At 65.4% G+C, this 17,447-nt stretch carries 15 protein-coding genes; 5 read left to right on the top strand and 10 right to left on the bottom strand.

What is annotated here, in order from left to right; translation table 11 throughout:
• Positions 1-123 precede the first annotated feature (123 nt).
• The 4 genes from KV110_RS40700 to KV110_RS40685 all read right to left on the bottom strand — a co-directional run bounded on the left by KV110_RS40700 (position 124) and on the right by KV110_RS40685 (position 4,202).
• Complete coding sequence (locus KV110_RS40700) at positions 124-1,476, bottom strand: WS/DGAT/MGAT family O-acyltransferase (protein WP_218472402.1); 1,353 nt, start codon at positions 1,474-1,476, stop codon at positions 124-126.
• 134 nt (positions 1,477-1,610) lie between these two features.
• Entirely contained in the window at positions 1,611-2,264 is a 654-nt protein-coding gene (locus KV110_RS40695; RefSeq protein WP_246634260.1) for a class I SAM-dependent DNA methyltransferase, read from the bottom strand.
• Positions 2,265-2,309: 45 nt separating this feature from the next.
• Positions 2,310-3,305 carry a DMT family transporter gene (locus KV110_RS40690; RefSeq protein WP_218472400.1) on the bottom strand — a complete coding sequence of 332 codons (996 nt, stop codon included), beginning with the start codon at positions 3,303-3,305 and terminating at the stop codon, positions 2,310-2,312.
• Between the two features lie 165 nt (positions 3,306-3,470).
• On the bottom strand, positions 3,471-4,202 hold the full coding sequence (locus KV110_RS40685) for an arginase family protein (RefSeq protein ID WP_218472399.1): 732 nt from the start codon (positions 4,200-4,202) through the stop codon (positions 3,471-3,473).
• A 126-nt stretch (positions 4,203-4,328) separates the two neighbouring features.
• Here KV110_RS40685 and KV110_RS40680 point away from each other — a divergent pair, with 126 nt between their 5' ends.
• A complete protein-coding gene (locus tag KV110_RS40680; protein WP_218472398.1) occupies positions 4,329-5,471 on the top strand; it encodes a N(5)-(carboxyethyl)ornithine synthase in 1,143 nt (380 codons plus the stop codon).
• A 65-nt stretch (positions 5,472-5,536) separates the two neighbouring features.
• Here the strand turns inward: KV110_RS40680 and KV110_RS40675 are convergent, their stop codons facing one another.
• Together KV110_RS40675 and KV110_RS40670 are read right to left on the bottom strand one after the other, a co-directional pair.
• Positions 5,537-7,186, bottom strand: coding sequence for a cutinase family protein (locus tag KV110_RS40675; RefSeq protein ID WP_218472397.1), 1,650 nt, complete (start codon positions 7,184-7,186; stop codon positions 5,537-5,539).
• 206 nt (positions 7,187-7,392) lie between these two features.
• Complete coding sequence (locus KV110_RS40670; RefSeq protein WP_218472396.1) at positions 7,393-8,220, bottom strand: hypothetical protein; 828 nt, start codon at positions 8,218-8,220, stop codon at positions 7,393-7,395.
• A 535-nt stretch (positions 8,221-8,755) separates the two neighbouring features.
• Here KV110_RS40670 and rpoB point away from each other — a divergent pair.
• Positions 8,756-12,253 carry a DNA-directed RNA polymerase subunit beta gene (gene rpoB, locus KV110_RS40665; RefSeq protein ID WP_393537513.1) on the top strand — a complete coding sequence of 1,166 codons (3,498 nt, stop codon included), beginning with the start codon at positions 8,756-8,758 and terminating at the stop codon, positions 12,251-12,253.
• A gap of 62 nt (positions 12,254-12,315) precedes the next feature.
• Here rpoB and KV110_RS40660 read toward each other — a convergent pair whose 3' ends face one another.
• Positions 12,316-12,663: a DUF1330 domain-containing protein gene (locus KV110_RS40660; protein ID WP_218472395.1), complete on the bottom strand. Its 348-nt coding sequence runs from the start codon at positions 12,661-12,663 to the stop codon at positions 12,316-12,318.
• Between the two features lie 240 nt (positions 12,664-12,903).
• On the opposite strand from KV110_RS40660, the gene KV110_RS40655 reads away from it, so the two are divergent.
• Positions 12,904-13,311: a YciI family protein gene (locus tag KV110_RS40655; RefSeq protein WP_218472394.1), complete on the top strand. Its 408-nt coding sequence runs from the start codon at positions 12,904-12,906 to the stop codon at positions 13,309-13,311.
• A gap of 6 nt (positions 13,312-13,317) precedes the next feature.
• The gene (locus tag KV110_RS40650; RefSeq protein WP_218479499.1) at positions 13,318-14,463 is read left to right on the top strand and encodes an RNA polymerase sigma factor; all 1,146 of its coding nucleotides are present in this window, start codon (positions 13,318-13,320) and stop codon (positions 14,461-14,463) included.
• A 28-nt stretch (positions 14,464-14,491) separates the two neighbouring features.
• On the opposite strand, the gene KV110_RS40645 is transcribed toward KV110_RS40650, so the two are convergent.
• Together KV110_RS40645 and KV110_RS40640 are read right to left on the bottom strand one after the other, a co-directional pair.
• Entirely contained in the window at positions 14,492-15,838 is a 1,347-nt protein-coding gene (locus KV110_RS40645; RefSeq protein ID WP_218472393.1) for a family 1 glycosylhydrolase, read from the bottom strand.
• Positions 15,839-15,926: 88 nt separating this feature from the next.
• A complete protein-coding gene (locus KV110_RS40640) occupies positions 15,927-16,340 on the bottom strand; it encodes a winged helix-turn-helix transcriptional regulator (RefSeq protein ID WP_218472392.1) in 414 nt (137 codons plus the stop codon).
• Between the two features lie 78 nt (positions 16,341-16,418).
• Here KV110_RS40640 and KV110_RS40635 point away from each other — a divergent pair, with 78 nt between their 5' ends.
• Complete coding sequence (locus tag KV110_RS40635; protein WP_218472391.1) at positions 16,419-16,829, top strand: RidA family protein; 411 nt, start codon at positions 16,419-16,421, stop codon at positions 16,827-16,829.
• Between the two features lie 77 nt (positions 16,830-16,906).
• On the opposite strand, the gene KV110_RS40630 is transcribed toward KV110_RS40635, so the two are convergent.
• Positions 16,907-17,437 (bottom strand): hypothetical protein, encoded by a 531-nt coding sequence (locus tag KV110_RS40630; RefSeq protein ID WP_218472390.1) that lies wholly within the window; start codon positions 17,435-17,437, stop codon positions 16,907-16,909.
• Positions 17,438-17,447 lie beyond the last annotated feature (10 nt).

Here is a 17,447-nt window from a genome sequence, read left to right as displayed (position 1 = left end):
CCCCGACCCCTCGAATCAGCCGCGGGTCGCGGGTATCGCCATGACGCGGCCGCGACTTCCTCGACGGGTCGGTGCACCATCACTCGACAGTAACACGTTCTAGTTTTGCCCGGAATGGCTCCGTCAGACGGCGGCTTCCTCCAACTCGGTGAGCGCGTTCTCCAGGTGGTCGAGCAGCCGGGCGAGTTCGGGCACGCTGCGTCGGCAGCCGACCAGGCCGAAGTCGAGATTGTCCGCATTGGTGGTCAGCGTGATGTTCACGGCCTGGCCGTCGAACGGGATGGACATCGGGTAGGTGGCGTCGAGGCGGGCGCCGTTCCAGTACATGGGTTCGCGCGGGCCGGGCACATTCGAGATGACGATGTTGAACGCCGGGCTGGTCAATGGGATGAGGCCGGGGAGCAGGCTGAGGGCGAGCGGGCTGAGCATCAGTGCGGACAGCGCCATCGTCTGGGTGTTCGACAGCGAGCTGTAGACGTCCTTGCTCTTGCGCATCGAATCGCTGACCACGCGCAGTCGGTCCAGCGGGTCGGCGATATCGGTGCCGAGATTGCACAGCACCGCGCCGACCTTCACACCGTTGGTCTCGGTGTCGTCCGGCGAGCGCAGCGACATCGGCACCATGGCGATCAATGGCTTGTCCGGCAACGCGTTTCGCTCGGCCAGGTAGGAGCGCATGGCCCCGGACGACATGGTGAGCACCACGTCGTTGATGGTCGAGCCGGTGGCCTTCTTCACCTGCTTGATCCGTTCCAGCGGCCACGAGCGGACCACGGTGCGGCGGGCGCCGCCGATGGGCACGTTGAACATGGTGCGTGGCGCCTCGAACGGCAGCGTCAACTGCTGCTGGAGCAGGGCGGCGCGGGCCACCCGCAGCATCGCCGGTCCGGATCCGGCCGCCGACAACAGGTTTCGGGCCGCGCCGCGCAGTATGGAAGGCGACTCGGCGTTGTCTTTGCGCGGTGTCCTCGGCAGGTTCCATGGGGCGCTGGATTCACCCGTCGGTTCGCTGGTCAGTGTCCGCTGGAGCACGCGTTGCGCGGAGACGCCGTCGATCAGGGCGTGGTGCATCTTCGAGTAGACGCCGAAGCGGCCGTCGGCGAGACCCTCGATGAGGTAGATCTCCCACAGCGGACGATGCCGATCGAGCAGCGTGCTGTGCAGTACGGACGCGAGTTCGACCAACTGGTCCATCCGACCTGGACGCGGCACCGCCAACCGGCGTACGTGGTACCCCAGTTCGACGTCGGTTTCGCGGGTCCAGGCCATTCGCGGTGCGCCGAAAAGGGTGGCCGGGCGCTTACGGAAGGTCGAGTCGATGTCCTTGCAGGCCAACAACTTTTCGTGGGTGACGCGGGCAAAGTCGGGTCCGGCGTCTTCGGGCGCCTCGAACAGTTGCAACGAGCCGACGTGCATCGGGTGTTCGCGGGATTCGGCGAGAAGGAAGACGGCATCGATCGGTGCGAGGAGTTCCATGGTGTGGTCGCCCCCTGACGACAGTGGTGTGGTTGCAATCGAATCGACCACGTTGTCGGGCGGGCCCGCGCGCAGCCATGAATCCTGCGCGACACAATCAACTTACCTGGACCGGACGGCCTCTGCTGTGCGAATCAGCGAAGCTTCGTGACCAGCAAGTAGGCTTGCTGGAAACGTTCGTCCGGGTCCGGCTCCCGGACCAGCTGCGAGCGCACCGTGAACCCGGCGTCCCGCAACAATCCGGCAAGCCGTTCCGGCGACCACCGGTAGGCGCGAGTCACCTTGTGGTCGAACGCCTCTACCGTGTCGGGTGCGTCGGTCGCCTGGAATCCCAGCAGCGCGTGCCCTCCCTCTTCTACTACCCGATAGAACTCGGTCAACACCTGGGGAAGTCGCTCGGGCGGCAGATGGATGGTCGAATACCAGGCGACGAGCCCGCCGACGCTGGCGTCGCCCAGCGCCAGTTGCTCCATCGCGCCCTCGGTGAACGTCAGCTCCGGGTACCGTCGCCGCGCGAGGGTGATCATTTCCGGCGACAGGTCGATACCGAACGCCTCGAGGCCGAGGGTGTTCAGGTGGGCGGTGATGCGGCCAGGGCCGCAGCCGATGTCGGCCACCGTGCGGGAACCGTTGGCGTGCACGAGTTCCGCGAAAACGGCCAGCATCGCGCGATCGTACGGTTGCCTGGCGAGAATGTTCTCGGTGAATTCCGCGTAGACGGTCGCGATGTCGTCGTAGGCGTTGCGAGTAATGTCCACGTCGGCGGGGGTGCTCCGATTGTCAACCACCCCAACATCATCCATGCTTGTCCGGCGCGTGCTGAACCCAGGTCGCTAGGGCGTACGCGACGACCCGGACGCTGCCTCCGGACGAGTTGGCGGCAGCACTGTTCTGTCGTCGACCGCCGTCGGCCGCTCCGGTAATTGGACGGCCGCCTCGGGAGCGGCCGGGGTGGTGCACAGCGCGTCCTCCGGTGTCTTCTCCCGGTTGCGGGCGGTGCCGAGGATCGAGCCGAGGATCACCAGCGGGAAGCCGATCGCCATGCCCGCGGTGAGTGGTTCGCCGAGTGCCGTCACGCCGAGCACGATCGCCACCGCCGGATTGATGTAGGTGATGACCGTCGCGCGGGCCGGGCCAACCTCGGAGATCAGCGCGAAGAACAACAGGAACGCGACGGCCGTGCAGAGCAGCGCGAGGCCGAGTACGGACAGCGTCGCATCGGCGGGATAGCTTGTCGGCCTGCGCAATGCCGCGAACGGCGCGTAGATCACCGAGGCGACGATCAGGGACGCGGTCACCACACCCAGCGGCGGCAAATCGGCGAGCGACCGGTTGATGACGATCGGGCCGAGCGCGTAACCGATGGTGGTCAGGCCGATCGCGGCCATGGCGGCGGGGTTGGACAGGTCGATATCGAGACCGACCAGCGCGGCCACCCCGGCAAACCCGACGATCAGCCCGGTGACCCGTCCCCGGTCGAAGCGGTCGCCGCCGAGCTTGGTCACCGCCACCACCGCGATCAACGGCACCGCCGCGATCAGCAAACCGACGGTCGAACTATTCAACGTGGTCTCCGCGAACCCGATGAACCACCACGGCCCGACGATCTCCAGGACGGTGTACAGCAGCAACGGCCGCCACCGCCGGAACACCGGGCCGAGCGCCTTGGTGTACAACGCGATCGGCAACAGCACCAGCGCCCCGATCAACGTCCTGGCGAACGCGACCGCGACCGGATCGAAGTCCGCCACCGCGATTCGGATCATCGCGTACGGCACGCCCCAGATGACGCCCATCGCCAGGAACAGTGCCCACCCACGTTGCGTCATCGCGCGACCACCGCTCGGCACAGCACAATGGGGGAGATTCGGGTAACTGGCATGCTCCACTCGCTTTCGATCAACCGGGAGCTTATACAGAACGTCGGATCACCCGACAGGTCCACTTCTGGCCGCTGCGGCCAGGCCACTTACCCAGTCGAGAACAGCGACGCCTCAGACAGATTCGACCAGCGGGCGAACGCGTTCGGCACTGCCCTGACCGATGTGCCAGGTACAGGCCAAGCCGAAGGCGGCCACCCGGCCGGTGTCCACAATGCTGCGCACCGCACCGGAGACCGCTTGCAGGCTCGGTCCGTCCGGTGCGGGGAAGAGCAGTCCGGGCAGGTCGCCGGGATCGACCACATCGCAGTCGAGATGCAGGTAGAGCGGACCGTCCGGCAGGTCACCGAGATCGTGCACCGTGCGGTGAAGGATTCGAGCCGTCCGCAAATATTCCGCTTCCGGCGGATCGAGGTCACGGCCGTCGACCAGGAGGGCGCGTTCTTCGGGGATGTCGCGCAAGCCGATTCGATCGGCGAGCAGGTGCCGCCCGTAACCGGTGAGCATCCGCAGTGGCATTCCGCCGAGGTAACCGGACGTTGACGTCTCCAGCGTCTGGACGTCGCCGTGTGCGTCGAACCAGACGATCGCCGGGTCGATCCCGGCCCGCTGCAACCCGGTCACGATCCCGAGCGACGTCGTGCAGTCGCCGGACGCGACGATCGGCCGGTCGCCCTCGCGGACCGCTTGCGCCACTCGCTCCGCCACCGTGTCGTACAGCACGGCCATTCGTGCCCATGGGTCGTCGACGTTCGGTAGCTCCGCCGTGATCACCGCATCGGGGATGATCGGCGGGTCCAACTCGGGCTTGTGCTCGTCGAGGTGGTAGGGGACGAGAAAACGCATGGGCCCGAGCCTAATTCGGCGACCGGTGGGCGGCACTCCATTATTCGGCGACGATTCGGTGATCGCGGCGCTGACCAGGCCAGGTGTGGCCGGACCTCGACAGCCGCGGGCGCGTAGACTCATTTGGTGAAGCAACTAACGATCGGTGTAGTCGGGACCTCCCGCAAGGAGGACGAACACCGGTTGGCCATCCATCCGGCGCACCTCGACCGGATCGATCCCGGGCTTCGCGACCGCGTCTTCCTCGAGCACGGCTACGGCGACCGATTCGGCTATACCGACGAGCACTTGGCCCCGCTGGTCGGCGGGCACCGCACCCGCGAAGATCTGTTCGCCGAATGCGACGTGCTGTTGTTGCCCAAGCCGTTGCCCGAGGACCTTGCGAATCTGCGCCCCGGCCAAGTGGTGTGGGGGTGGCCGCACTGCGTGCAGGACGAGCGGATGACCCAGCTGGCCGTCGACCGTGGCCTCACCCTGATCGCCTGGGAGGCGATGAACCACTGGACGAAGGAAGGCAACTTCAGCGTCCACGTCTTCCACAAGAACAACGAACTCGCCGGCTACTGCTCCGTCCTGCACGCGCTACAGCTGCGCGGATCCAGCGGCGACTACGGCCGCCGGATGCGTGCGGCCGTGATCAGCTTCGGCGCCACCGCCCGTGGGGCGGTCCGTGCGCTCAACGCGCTCGGCATCAGCGACGTCACCGTGCTGACCCAGCGCAGCGTCTCGGCCGTCGCCTCGCCGTTCGCGTCCGTCCGGATGCAGCATTTCGAGCGCGACCCCGCCAACCCCAGCCGAACCCTCGCCCTCAAGGCGCCGGAACCCGGGCCGCTTGCCGAGATGCTGGCCCAGTACGACGTGGTCGTCAACTGCATCCTCCAGGACACCGAGGAACCGCTGATGTTCGTGGTGAACGAGGACCTACCGCTGTTCGCCCGCGGCACCCTGTTCGTCGACGTCTCCTGCGACGAAGGCATGGGCTTCGAATGGGCTCGGCCCACCTCGTTCGTGTCTCCCATGTTCACCATCGGCGACGACCTGCACTACTACGCCGTCGACCACAGCCCTTCCTTCCTGTGGAACTCGGCCACCTGGGAAAACTCCGAAGCCCTGCTCGAATACCTCCCCATCGTCATGGCCGGTCCCGACGCCTGGGACGGCAACGAAACCGTCCGCCGCGCAATAGAAATCCGTGACGGCCGAGTCCAAAACCTTCGAATCCTCTCCTTCCAGCACCGCGCCGCCGCCTACCCTTACGCCATCGTCTGACCCCTGGTCGCCGAAAAGACCCTGCCCGCCGCGTAGTGCGGTGGGCAGGGTCTTTGGGTTTTCGGTCAGTTGGCGGCCGTGGGTGGGCTGGTGGTGGTCGGGGCCGCCGATTCTGTTGTTGTGGTGGGCGGTGCGGTGGTGGTCGGCGTTGCGGTCTCGGTTGATGTGACCGAGGGCGGGGCCGGGGAGGTTGTGGTCTCCGGAGTGACTGTCGTGGTCGGCGGTATCGAGGTCGCCGGGGGCGTGGTGGTCGTGGTGCCGCTCGGGGTGGTGCTGGTGGTTGTCGGGGACGCGGTGGGGGTCTTGGTCGGTGCGGCGGTGGTCGCCACTACTTCCTTGTAGGCGGCGGCGAGTTCGGCCGGTGCCGGCTTGGCGGTGGCGTCGACCTTCTTGCCTGCCTGCGCCTGCTTCGCCAGGTGGGTGATCCAGGCTGCCGCGTATTCGGCGGAGGTCAGTGGCTTTCCGTTGGCTGGGTCGGCGTCACGCCAGTAGTCGAAGTGGTGGCCGCTGTGGTTCGGGCCGAGGGTCTGCTTGTACGGGTCGCTCATGACGACCGGGATGGTGTTCTGGTTCGTGACGATGAGACCGATGATCTCGTTCAGCACCTTCTGCGGCAGGTAGGCCAGCGGCGACATGTCGCCTGCCGCGATCGCGTCCGCCTTTGCCGGGGTCTTCGGCGTCTGGCCCGGCTTGTAGGCCGGATCCGACACCTTCAGCAGCACCTGGAGGAAGGTCTCGTCACTCTGCATCCAGTTCGGCTGCGACTGGATGTCCGCGAGTGCGGCGAGTGCGATACGGCTGAGGACAACGGCGACGTCCTGCCCGGTCGCCGGGGTGAGCCCGTCCTTTTCCAGCGCGTCGACGTTCAACTGCCTGCCTACATTGACCACCAACTGCAGCAGCGAAATGTTTTCCGGTGCCGCGCAGGTGAGATCGCCGTCGGAGCAGAACGATGCGATCTTGCCGTTCAGCGCACCGAAGTCACCGCCGGTACCCGGCAGCGCTCCCTTACCCGGAGTCGGGTTTTTGCCATTCTGATATTTCTGGTCGAAGCCGTCGGGATTGCCGTGCGGATCCTTCGCGCCGATGAACGGCCCGTCTCCGGCCGAACGGCCCGCGTCGGCGAGGATGACGACACCGACGACATTGTTCGGATCGACGATCCCGTACGCACCGTCTTTGTCGGCTTCCTGATGCCCGACCTTCATCGCGACGCGGCGGACGACGTCGGCGCCCTCGCTGTATCCGACGATCGAGAACTTGGTGTCGGGGCACGACCGCGCGATCTCCCGCATCACCTGTTCGGTATTGGCGGCACCGGCGTTGACGGCGTCTTCATAAGTGGCCATGTTCGCCGGATACGCGATGTACACAGCGGCATACGAGTCGGGGTCGACGGCACCGTTCGGCGCGTTGACGACCGGATCGACCCACTTGCTTTGGTGATCACCGGACATCGCGGCGGGCAATTCTTTACCGTTGGCGTCGAGCAGTAGTTTCGTGGTCCCCGCGACTGGCGTGTCACCGCGCCCGGCGACCGAGATGGTCACCATGTCCCTGCACTCCGTGACGGACGTGGTGAGCTGTGTATCTCTGGTCTGCGGCGTCGATGTCAGCGCCAGCGAGGCGGCGACGACCGCCGCCACTCCGAGCACCGCCGGTGCGGCGACCGCCGAAGCGATACGGTGTCGCGCGAAGAACTCGCGAAAAGCCATGTCCTGATCCCCATTCCATAACCAACAAGTGGACGGACAAAGCCCCCCGACGGGCAATGCGTCACCAAACACGTCGGGAATTGGGATGCGAGCGTTACGCTGTCGGGTCCATAAGGCGACGAACAGCACAGCTCGGTCACGCCCGGTCGGCATTGCCCATGGAAATGGGGGCATCGGGGAATTTTGCTAGCGCGCGAAACTATTAGTTATCCGAACAGCTCGGCCGCTCGTTGTCGATCCACACCGTGGGCCCCGTTCCATGCGGCAAGAGGCATCGGAACATCGGAGCGATGGGAACGCCCGAGGGTGGCCCAAGCGCGGGAATGTTCCTGGACGTCCACCCACAGATCTGTGCGCAGGCCGACCGCGGGCTGCGGTAGTACACCGACGTCGGCCAGCCCCTCCAAAATGCGGTAACGAAGGCCCGCATTCGATTTCGGGATCACCTTCGCCTGTCCGAGCAGCACGACCGCGCCACTGGGCGACACCTCGACCGGCGCCGCGGACAGCACGTCCAACATCGCGTCGAACACTTGGCGGTCCTCCGGTGTCGGCGTGATCGGCGCCAGCGTGCCGAACTCCGCGAGATTGATCGTCGCACCGATGAGATTCGACCACGGTTGGCCCTGCCAGAATCGGAGCCGCAGCTCGGTCCGGTCGACGGTGTTGCTCTGGTTCGCTCCGCAGATTCCGCAGGCGCGCAGTTCGGGGATGGTCCGGTAGCTGTGCTCGGGCAGCTTCGCACACCACACGTAGCCGTCGAGCACCGGAAGTCCGCGCCGCGCACTGCCACCGACCCCGGCCACGAAGGCGGTGGCGACCTGCCGCCAGTCGAGCTTCGCCGCCCGCCCGACCTGTTCGTCGTGATCCCAGGTCACGAAGTCGTTGACCACGATGCCGACGGAATCCAAGTACGCCCGATCCGCCGCAGGCAGCGCGTTCTCGTCGACCACGCTTTCGCCCAGCGCGGAGTCCCAGAGTTTTGCCCTCGGGCGATATGCGGCGTCGAGAATGCGGATCGTGCGCTTGTCCATGCGGTGACTGTATGGGCTGGAGCCGCAGGCGGATTCGACGCCGACGCGGGCCCACCGCGCGTGGCATCGCCGGTGATGTGGCCAGAGTGATGGGCGGCGTTGCCTCGACGCGCTCGACGAACTGGTTGCGGCCAGGCCGGAGAAGGCCTGCCGCGCCCGAGGTGCAGGCAGCACCGCCGGTGTGAATGCATTGGCGGATTACCGCTAATAGTCTTGACGAATGGCGTATTGGGATGTCATTATCAATATAGGAAGGCATCGGGAAATGCGATGTCTCTTTATTTATGCCCTCGACATCGGTCGAGTTGGCGTGTAATTTAGGACTTCGCACCGGGGCGAGTGCTGTCCAACTCTCGAAATACGAAATGACTGTAGAAAGTGACACTGTCTGCGTGTCACCGGCTACCCGTTGTTGTCGAGTCATGTTCGGGCGGCGTCCGGTCGGCGCGCAATGTGAATACAGCCCACAGGACAAGCAGATACCGTGACGACCGCGCGAACGCGTGGGCGGCGCGAGGTGCTGGAAGGACGCATCTTGGCAGTCTCGAGTCAGACCAAGGGCAATGCCGCTATACCCGCCGATAGTGCGATCGCTGGGGCGCCGAAGCGGGTCTCATTCGCCAAACTCCGTGAGCCCCTGGATGTTCCGGGCTTATTGGAGATCCAGACCGATTCGTTCGAATGGCTGATCGGCGCGCCTGCCTGGCGCGAACGGGCAGCGGTGCGCGGCGAATCGGCCGCGGGCGGATTAGCGGAGGTGCTCGACGAGATCAGCCCGATCGAGGACTTCGCCGCGACGATGTCGCTGACGCTCTCCGAACCCCGTTTCGAGGAGGTCAAGGCCTCGATCGAGGAATGTAAAGACAAGGACATGACCTACGCGGCGCCGTTGTTCGTCACCGCGGAGTTCATCAACAACAACACCGGTGAGATCAAGAGCCAGACGGTCTTCATGGGTGATTTCCCCATGATGACCGACAAGGGCACGTTCATCATCAACGGCACCGAACGCGTCGTCGTCTCGCAACTGGTGCGCTCGCCGGGCGTCTACTTCGAGCACACCACGGACAAGACCACGGACAAGGACCTGCACAGCGTGCGCGTCATTCCGTCGCGTGGTGCGTGGCTGGAGTTCGACATCGACAAGCGCGACACCGTCGGCGTTCGTATCGACCGCAAACGCCGTCAACCCGTGACCGTCCTGCTCAAGGCGCTCGGCTGGACCAGCGCGCAGATCACCGAACGGTTCGGCTTCTCCGAGATCATGACGACGTCCCTGGCCAAGGACAACACGCCGGGCACCGATGAGGCGCTACTCGACATCCATCGCAAGCTGCGTCCGGGTGAGCCGCCGACCAAGGAGTCGGCGCAGACCCTGCTGGAGAATCTGTTCTTCAAGGAGAAGCGCTACGACCTGGCGCGCGTCGGTCGCTACAAGATGAACAAGAAGCTGGGCATCCACACCGGCGAAATCATCGGGTCACGGGTGCTCACCGAGGAAGACCTCGTCACGATCATCGAATACCTGCTGCGTCTGCACGGGGGCGAGCGTGTCATGACCGCGCCCGGCGGCATCGAGGTGCCGGTGGAGGTCGACGACATCGACCATTTCGGTAATCGCCGGTTGCGCACCGTCGGTGAGTTGATCCAGAACCAGATCCGGGTCGGCCTGTCCCGGATGGAGCGCGTGGTCCGGGAACGGATGACGACGCAGGACGTCGAGGCGATCACGCCGCAGACGCTGATGAATATCCGACCCGTCGTCGCGGGAATCCGGGAGTTCTTCGGAACCTCGCAGATGTCGGTGTTCCTGGACGAGCGGAACCCGCTGGCGAGTCTGACCCAGAAACGTCGCCTTTCGGCGCTCGGGCCGGGTGGTCTGACCCGGGAACGCGCCGGTCTCGAGGTCCGCGATGTGCACTACAGCCACTATGGCCGGATGTGCCCGATCGAGACGCCCGAAGGTCCGAATATCGGGCTGATCGGTTATCTGTCGGCGTATGCGCGGGTCAATCCGTTCGGCTTCATCGAGACGCCGTACCGCAAGGTGGTCGACGGCAAGGTGACCGACGAGGTCGACTACTTGTCCGCAGACCAGGAAGACCTGCATGTCGTGGCGCAGGCGAATGAGTCCCTCGATGCCGAGGGGCGGTTCGTCGATGCGCGAATCGTAGTGCGTCGCAAGAATTCCGAGGTCGAACTCGTCGACTCGGCCGAGGTGGACTACATGGACGTCTCGCCGCGCCAGATGGTGTCGGTCGCGACGGCGATGATCCCGTTCCTCGAGCACGACGACGCCAACCGCGCTCTCATGGGTGCGAACATGCAGAAGCAGGCCGTGCCGCTGATTCGGTCGGAGGCTCCGCTGGTCGGGACCGGTATGGAGTTGCGTGCCGCGATCGATGCCGGTGATCTCGTGGTGAACGAGAAATCCGGTGTGGTCGAGGAGGTTTCGGCCGACTACGTCACGGTCATGGCCGACGACGGCACGCGGAAGTCCTATCTGATGCGCAAGTTCGCTCGCACCAACCAGGGCACCTGCGCGAACCAGCGTCCGATCGTGGACGAGGGTCAGCGGGTGGAGTCGGGTCAGGTGCTGGCCGATGGGCCCAGTACCGAGAACGGTGAGATGGCCCTGGGCAAGAACTTGCTGGTGGCGATCATGCCGTGGGAGGGCCACAACTACGAGGACGCGATCATCTTGTCGCAGCGTCTGGTGGAAGAGGATGTTCTCACCTCGATTCACATCGAAGAGCATGAGATCGATGCTCGTGACACCAAGCTCGGTGCCGAGGAGATCACTCGCGACATCCCGAATGTTTCCGATGAGGTCTTGGCTGATCTCGACGAGCGTGGGATCGTGCGGATCGGTGCCGAGGTTCGTGATGGTGACATTCTGGTCGGCAAGGTCACCCCGAAGGGTGAGACCGAGCTGACTCCCGAGGAGCGGCTGTTGCGGGCGATCTTCGGTGAGAAGGCCCGCGAAGTGCGTGACACCTCGCTCAAGGTGCCCCACGGTGAGTCGGGCAAGGTCATCGGTATCCGGGTGTTCTCGCGTGAGGACGATGACGATCTGCCTCCCGGTGTCAACGAGTTGGTGCGGGTCTACGTGGCGCAGAAGCGCAAGATCCAGGACGGTGACAAGCTCGCTGGCCGGCACGGTAACAAGGGTGTGATCGGCAAGATCTTGCCGACCGAGGACATGCCGTTCATGCCCGATGGCACGCCGGTCGACATCATCCTCAACACCCATGGTGTGCCGCGTCGTATGAACATCGGCCAGATCCTGGAGACCCACCTCGGCTGGATCGGCAAGGCAGGCTGGGACATTCAGCTCACCGACGGTACTCGCCCGGATTGGGCGAAACGATTGCCCGAGGAGTTGTTGTCGGCGGCCCCGGATACGAATCTCGCGACACCGGTCTTCGACGGTGCCAGGGAGGAAGAACTCGCCGGGCTGCTGGCGTCGACACTGCCCAACCGCGACGGCGACGTGATGGTCGGAACAGACGGTAAGTCAACACTATTCGACGGCCGAACCGGTGAACCCTTTCCGTACCCCATCGCCGTCGGCTACATGTACATCCTCAAGCTGCACCACTTGGTCGACGACAAGATCCACGCCCGTTCGACCGGTCCGTACTCGATGATCACCCAGCAGCCGCTCGGTGGTAAGGCACAGTTCGGTGGTCAGCGCTTCGGTGAAATGGAGTGCTGGGCCATGCAGGCCTACGGCGCCGCCTACACCCTGCAGGAACTGCTGACCATCAAGTCCGACGACATCGTCGGTCGCGTCAAGGTCTACGAGGCGATCGTCAAGGGCGACAACATCCCCGAGCCCGGCATCCCCGAATCGTTCAAGGTGCTACTCAAGGAACTCCAGTCGCTGTGCCTCAACGTCGAGGTCCTCTCCGCCGGCTCCGCTATCGAATTGGACCAAGGTGACGACGAAGAGCTCGATCGCACCGCTGCGAAGCTCGGAATCACGCTGTCCCGCAACGAATCCGCATCGGTCGAGGATCTGCCGGGCTGACCCGCCGGTCCGAGCTGCCGCGCACCGGATTCTCGGTGCGCGGCAGTCCGAGCCGTGCGCGGCTACTCGGCAGACAGGCTGTCCCGCAAGGCTTTTATCGCGGCAGTCGGCGCATAGCCCTCGGGCACGCCTTCTACCAGGATGATGTCACCTTCGATGTGTCGCGAGCGCAGCGGCGCGATCTCCTGGTACGCCGGTGAATCCCACCAGGCCCGAGCCTCGTCGATCCCGGGAAAGCCGAGCAGCACAACGGCTCCGGGCCAACTGCCCTCCTTCACCTCGTGCGGCGTCGCGTGCACGAGGTAGCGGCCGCCGTACGGCTCGAAAGTACCGGGCAGGCGCTCGATGTACTCGACGATCTCCGGGTGCGGGGCAGCGTCCTGTAGATGAGCGATGACGTAGGCGGGCATAGCGTCCTCGGGGTCGATCGGGTTCTGTTACGCGATCATGACAGCCGGACCGTCCAGAGTCGATTACCTGCGAGGTAAGCGGCGGCCGTCCGCGTCGTCGGGCTCGCCGACATCCGAGCCGACGTTGCATTCGAAGTCCGCCCGAAAAATGTCGCGGTGGGATGTCGAGAACCAGCCCGCGGCTCCGTCCCAGGAGTAGAACACGGCCACAATGGGCCGTACCGCATCTAGGAGAACACAATGGCCAAGTACCTGTTGCTCAAGCACTACCGGGGCGCGCCCGCATCGGTCAACGACGTGCCGATGGATCAGTGGACGCCGGAGGAGGTTTCGGCCCACGTGCAGTACATGAACGACTTCGCCGCTCGGCTGGAGAGCACCGGCGAGTTCGTCGACAGTCAGGCGCTGTCTTCGGAGGGCACGTTCGTCCGCTACGACGGCGAAGGGCGCCCGCCGGTCACCGACGGCCCGTTCGCGGAGACCAAGGACCTGATCGCGGGCTGGATGGTGATCGATGTCGACAGCTACGAGCGGGCGGTCGAGCTGGCGGGCGAGTTGTCCGCAGCCCCCGGCGCGGGTGGGAAGCCGATCCACGAGTGGCTCGAACTGCGTCCGTTCTACGCCCCGTCGCCGACCGTTACGGAGTGACGCATGGTGGATGAGGCCCTGCTGCGGACCCTCACCCCCACTGTGATCGGGATCCTCGTCCGCCGCGGAGCAGACTTCGCGGCGGCCGAGGATGCCGTGCAGGAGGCGCTGGTCGAAGCGGTGCGCGCCTGGCCGGATGATCCGCCGCGGGACCCCAAGGGCTGGTTGGTAGCGGTGGCCTGGCGCAAGTTCCTCGACGCCGCCCGCGCCGAAACCTCCCGGCGGCAGCGCGAGGAACGCGTCGAGGTCGAGCCCATGCCCGGCCCGGTTGCGGCGGTGGACGACACACTCCAGCTGTACTTCCTGTGCGCGCACCCGTCCCTGACACCGGCCTCGGCCGTCGCGCTCACGCTGCGCGCGGTCGGCGGTCTGACCACCCGGCAGATCGCGCAGGCCTACCTCGTCCCAGAGGCAACCATGGCGCAGCGGATCAGCCGGGCCAAGCGGACCGTCGCGAACGTCCGGTTCAACCAGCCCGGTGACGTCGCCACCGTGCTGCGCGTGCTCTACCTGGTCTTCAACGAGGGCTACTCCGGCGACGTCGACCTCGCCGCCGAGGCGATCCGGCTCACCCGCCAACTAGCGGCGAAGACCCATCATGAGGAGGTGGCGGGCCTGCTCGCGCTCATGCTGCTGCACCACGCGCGGCGTCCGGCACGGACCGGCCCCGACGGCAGCCTCGTCCCGCTCGCCGAGCAGGACCGCAGTCGGTGGAACACTCGACTGATCGCCGAGGGCGTCGACATACTCCAGGCCGCCCTCACTCGCGACCGATTGGGCGAGTTCCAGGCCCAAGCCGCTATCGCCGCGTTGCACGCCGACGCCCGCACGACCGAGGAGACCGACTGGGTGCAGATCGTCGAGTGGTACGACGAACTGGTGTGCCGCACCGACAACCCGGTGGCCCGTCTCAACCGCGCCGTCGCGGTCGGCGAGGCCGACGGGCCGCGGGCCGGTCTGGCCGCCCTGGCGGAACTCGACCCCACCCTGCCCCGCTACGCCGCCGTCGCGGCATACCTGCACGAACGCGACGGTGACCCGGTGACCGCGGCGCGGCTATACGCCGAAGCCGCCCGATCGGCGCACAGCCTCCCCGAACGCGACCATCTCACGCGACAGGCCGCACGGCTGAACGCGCAGCTGCGCAGTTGAGCGGCGGGATCCTTTGCGACCGAAGCGGTTACGGGACCGCGACCGGGTTCAAGCAACTGGCCGGTGGATCGACCAGGAAGCAGATGGCCGGGCTACGGGTGGGGCGGTAGTCGGCCGGAACACCGCCCGCACCAACGAGCTGCGTGTAGGTGCCGACCGCATCGGTAGGTCGGCGAACGAGGGCTGGGTCGGTGCGCACGTCGACGGTGTAGAGGCCGAAACGCGGTGTGTAACTGCCCCATTCGTAGTTGTCCGTGAGGCTCCAGTAGTTGTAGCCGATGACGTTCATGCCATCGGCCTTCGCGCGCTGGATCCAGTAGACGGTGTCGCGCAGATGATCGCTGCGCGAGTAGCCGTCCGGCCGGGGCCGTCCGTTTTCGGTGGGCATGCCGTTCTCCACGATGTACAGCGGCTTGCCCGGGAAACGGCGCGAATAGTGTTGCAGCGCGTAGTAGATGCCCTCGGTACGCAGGGGCAACTCCCAGATGTTCGTACCCGGCAGGTTCGGTATAGCGGATCCGGTGGCTCGGGTGATGGACCCGAGCAGCGACTGCGCCGGATCGTAGCCGAAGTAGTAGTCGATGCCGACGTAGTCGAGCCGGTGCGCCACGCGATCGAGGAACGCCCCGTTGACCTCGGCCTCCGAACCGGCGACGTAGCCGACGTTGCTGGTCACCTGCGCACCGGGCTGGACGTGGTGGATGTGGTCGTAGATGGCGTTGTGCGCCTGCGCGATCCGCTCCATCATCTCGCCGGCATCGGCGGCGCCCCGGCGGACCTCGTGCGAGATATAGGCGGCGGGCTCGTTCACCGCGACCCACAGCGGGTTGTGGGCGGCATAGCGATCGACCACCGTACGCATGTTGGACAGCCAGTCCTCGACCATGCCCGGATTGCGCCAGCCGCCGCGGTCGACCGCCCAGCCCGGGTACACCCAGTGGTCGAGGGTGATCATCGGTCGCATCCCGGCGCGCACGATATTCGCGATGACGGCATCGTAGAAACGGAACGCGTCCTCGTCCCAAACCCCCGGCGCAGGTTGCACTCTGGCCCACTCGATCCCGATCCGGAATACTCGCACGCCGAGGTCGGCCGCCAAATCGATGTCCGACGCATAGCGGTCATAGAAGTCGACGGAATCGTGCAATGCGTCGTAGTCGGGATGCGACGGGATGTACCGCGTCCAATTGCTGTCGGGCGCATGACCTTCGGACTGGAATCCGGAGGTCGCGACACCCCAGAGAAAACCCGGGTCCACCGGCGGTGTGGCAGCGACCGGCCGGATCGGCATGGCCGCCGCGGATTGCGTACATAGCAGCATGCTCGATGCGGCGGCGAGTACGGCGAGGGCATACCTACGAAACCGGAATCGCATCACCTCAGGGTAACTGGATGCTCACCGTCGACGTGCGGATGTCGCGATAGTCCCGTTCGGCGAGTCGTGCCCTCACTGGTCAAATGGGTCAGAGACGCAGACGGTTCGGCGATGGCGTTTCGTCGGCGTCGGCCAAGTCGTCGAAGCGCGCCCTTGCCTGCTCGACCTCGGGCAATGTGCTGGTGGACCAGTGCAGGAGCGCGTCGATGAGGTCTTGCAACGTCTTTCCGAGCGGCGAGATGCGGTACTCGACGGCGACAGGCCGCGTACTCGTGACGATGCGTTCGACCATCCCGTTGCGCTCCAGTCGCCGAAGTGCCGCCGTGAGCGACTTCTGCGTCACGACCGGGATCGTTCGACGGAGTTCGTTGAAGCGCAACGGACTCTCGCACAGCGCGTCGAGGACTTGGAGCGACCACTTGTCGAGCACCTGGTCGAGCAACTCGCGGTGCTGCTCGGTGAGCTGCGGGGTGTCCGAACGTGCTGGCGCGGTTTCCGGCATGACACCTAGTCTCGTTGAAGTTCCGTTCGAGTACCAGGTAGACATCGGATACCTACTCCGACAGCGAAGGGACACCCCATGGCAGTGCAGCTGCTGACCCCCGAAGGCATGTTCACTCCCGTTCCGTACCACCACGTTTCGATCAGCACAGGCACTCGCCAGGTGCATGTCGCCGGTCAGATCGCGCGCGACGCCGCAGGCAATCCGGTCGCGACCGGTGACCTGACCGGTCAGGTCGCCCAGGCGCTGCGCAACACCGCACTCGGCTTGGCCGGGGCCGGTGCAACCTTCGCCGACGTCATACGTCTCCGCTTCTTCGTCACCCACTGGACCCCGAACAAATACCACGACTTCATCGCCGGAATCGAACGCGTCACAGACGAACTCGGCCTACCACAGCCATTGCCACCCCTCTCGGCAATCGGCGTCGACTACCTATTCGAACCCGACGTCCTCGTCGAAGTCGAGGCATACGCCGTCCTCGACTGAGCGTCAACCGACTGCGGTACGGAAAGAGACGGGCTTCGTTTCTCCAATGGCAACTTCCCAGCCGAAGCCGGTGACGGTCACCAGATGTCGGCCCAGACGGGCCGTTTGGGAATGTCGAACAACGCGGCATTCTTGTGGACCACGACGGGAACCGAGGAGCCGACGCTCAGTCGCTCGGCCAGTGCCCGCGCTTTGACCTCGCGGAATTGCGGGTAGAAGTACTGCTTCTGCACACGGGTATCCGCACCCGAGTCCGGGTGCGGGAACTGGGCTTCGATCCGCACCCGCCACAAATCGTAGTTGAGCGGACCCTGACGGTACTTGCGCCGCAGATCCGACTCGACCACCACCGCGGAGATCGCGATCCCCGTCCGCCGCAGGTAATTCCGGCGCAACCGCCATGCGGCGGCCAGCACTAACATCCACGCACCTATGCCCAGCAATGCGCTCACCGGAAGAAATAGCGCCATCGCGACTTGCGAACCGGTCCATCGGGCTACCGCGACCCCCAGGTTCAGCGCACCCGCCATGAAGGCCACCGCCGCTACCGCGACACCCAGCGTCCACACCAGCGACATCGGGCCGATCATCTTGCCGGACCGCCCCATAGCCAACTCC

Origin of the sequence: Nocardia iowensis, from assembly GCF_019222765.1 — a bacterium.
In the GTDB taxonomy this organism is placed as follows: Bacteria; Actinomycetota; Actinomycetes; order Mycobacteriales; family Mycobacteriaceae; genus Nocardia; species Nocardia iowensis.
Note: the sequence above shows the minus strand (reverse complement) of the source record. Positions and strands in the feature narration are given on the sequence as shown.

Bases quoted from the DNA above. Each gene is read 5' to 3' on its own strand.
- KV110_RS40700 (WP_218472402.1), bottom strand. From the start codon at position 1,476: ATGGAACTCCTCGCACCGATCGATGCCGTCTTCCTTCTCGCCGAATCC.
- KV110_RS40690 (WP_218472400.1), bottom strand. From the start codon at position 3,305: ATGACGCAACGTGGGTGGGCACTGTTCCTGGCGATGGGCGTCATCTGG.
- KV110_RS40685 (WP_218472399.1), bottom strand. From the start codon at position 4,202: ATGCGTTTTCTCGTCCCCTACCACCTCGACGAGCACAAGCCCGAGTTG.
- KV110_RS40675 (WP_218472397.1), bottom strand. From the start codon at position 7,186: ATGGCTTTTCGCGAGTTCTTCGCGCGACACCGTATCGCTTCGGCGGTC.
- KV110_RS40670 (WP_218472396.1), bottom strand. From the start codon at position 8,220: ATGGACAAGCGCACGATCCGCATTCTCGACGCCGCATATCGCCCGAGG.
- KV110_RS40660 (WP_218472395.1), bottom strand. From the start codon at position 12,663: ATGCCCGCCTACGTCATCGCTCATCTACAGGACGCTGCCCCGCACCCG.
- KV110_RS40655 (WP_218472394.1), top strand. From the start codon at position 12,904: ATGGCCAAGTACCTGTTGCTCAAGCACTACCGGGGCGCGCCCGCATCG.
- KV110_RS40645 (WP_218472393.1), bottom strand. From the start codon at position 15,838: ATGCGATTCCGGTTTCGTAGGTATGCCCTCGCCGTACTCGCCGCCGCA.
- KV110_RS40640 (WP_218472392.1), bottom strand. From the start codon at position 16,340: ATGCCGGAAACCGCGCCAGCACGTTCGGACACCCCGCAGCTCACCGAG.
- KV110_RS40635 (WP_218472391.1), top strand. From the start codon at position 16,419: ATGGCAGTGCAGCTGCTGACCCCCGAAGGCATGTTCACTCCCGTTCCG.
- KV110_RS40630 (WP_218472390.1), bottom strand. From the start codon at position 17,437: ATGGGGCGGTCCGGCAAGATGATCGGCCCGATGTCGCTGGTGTGGACG.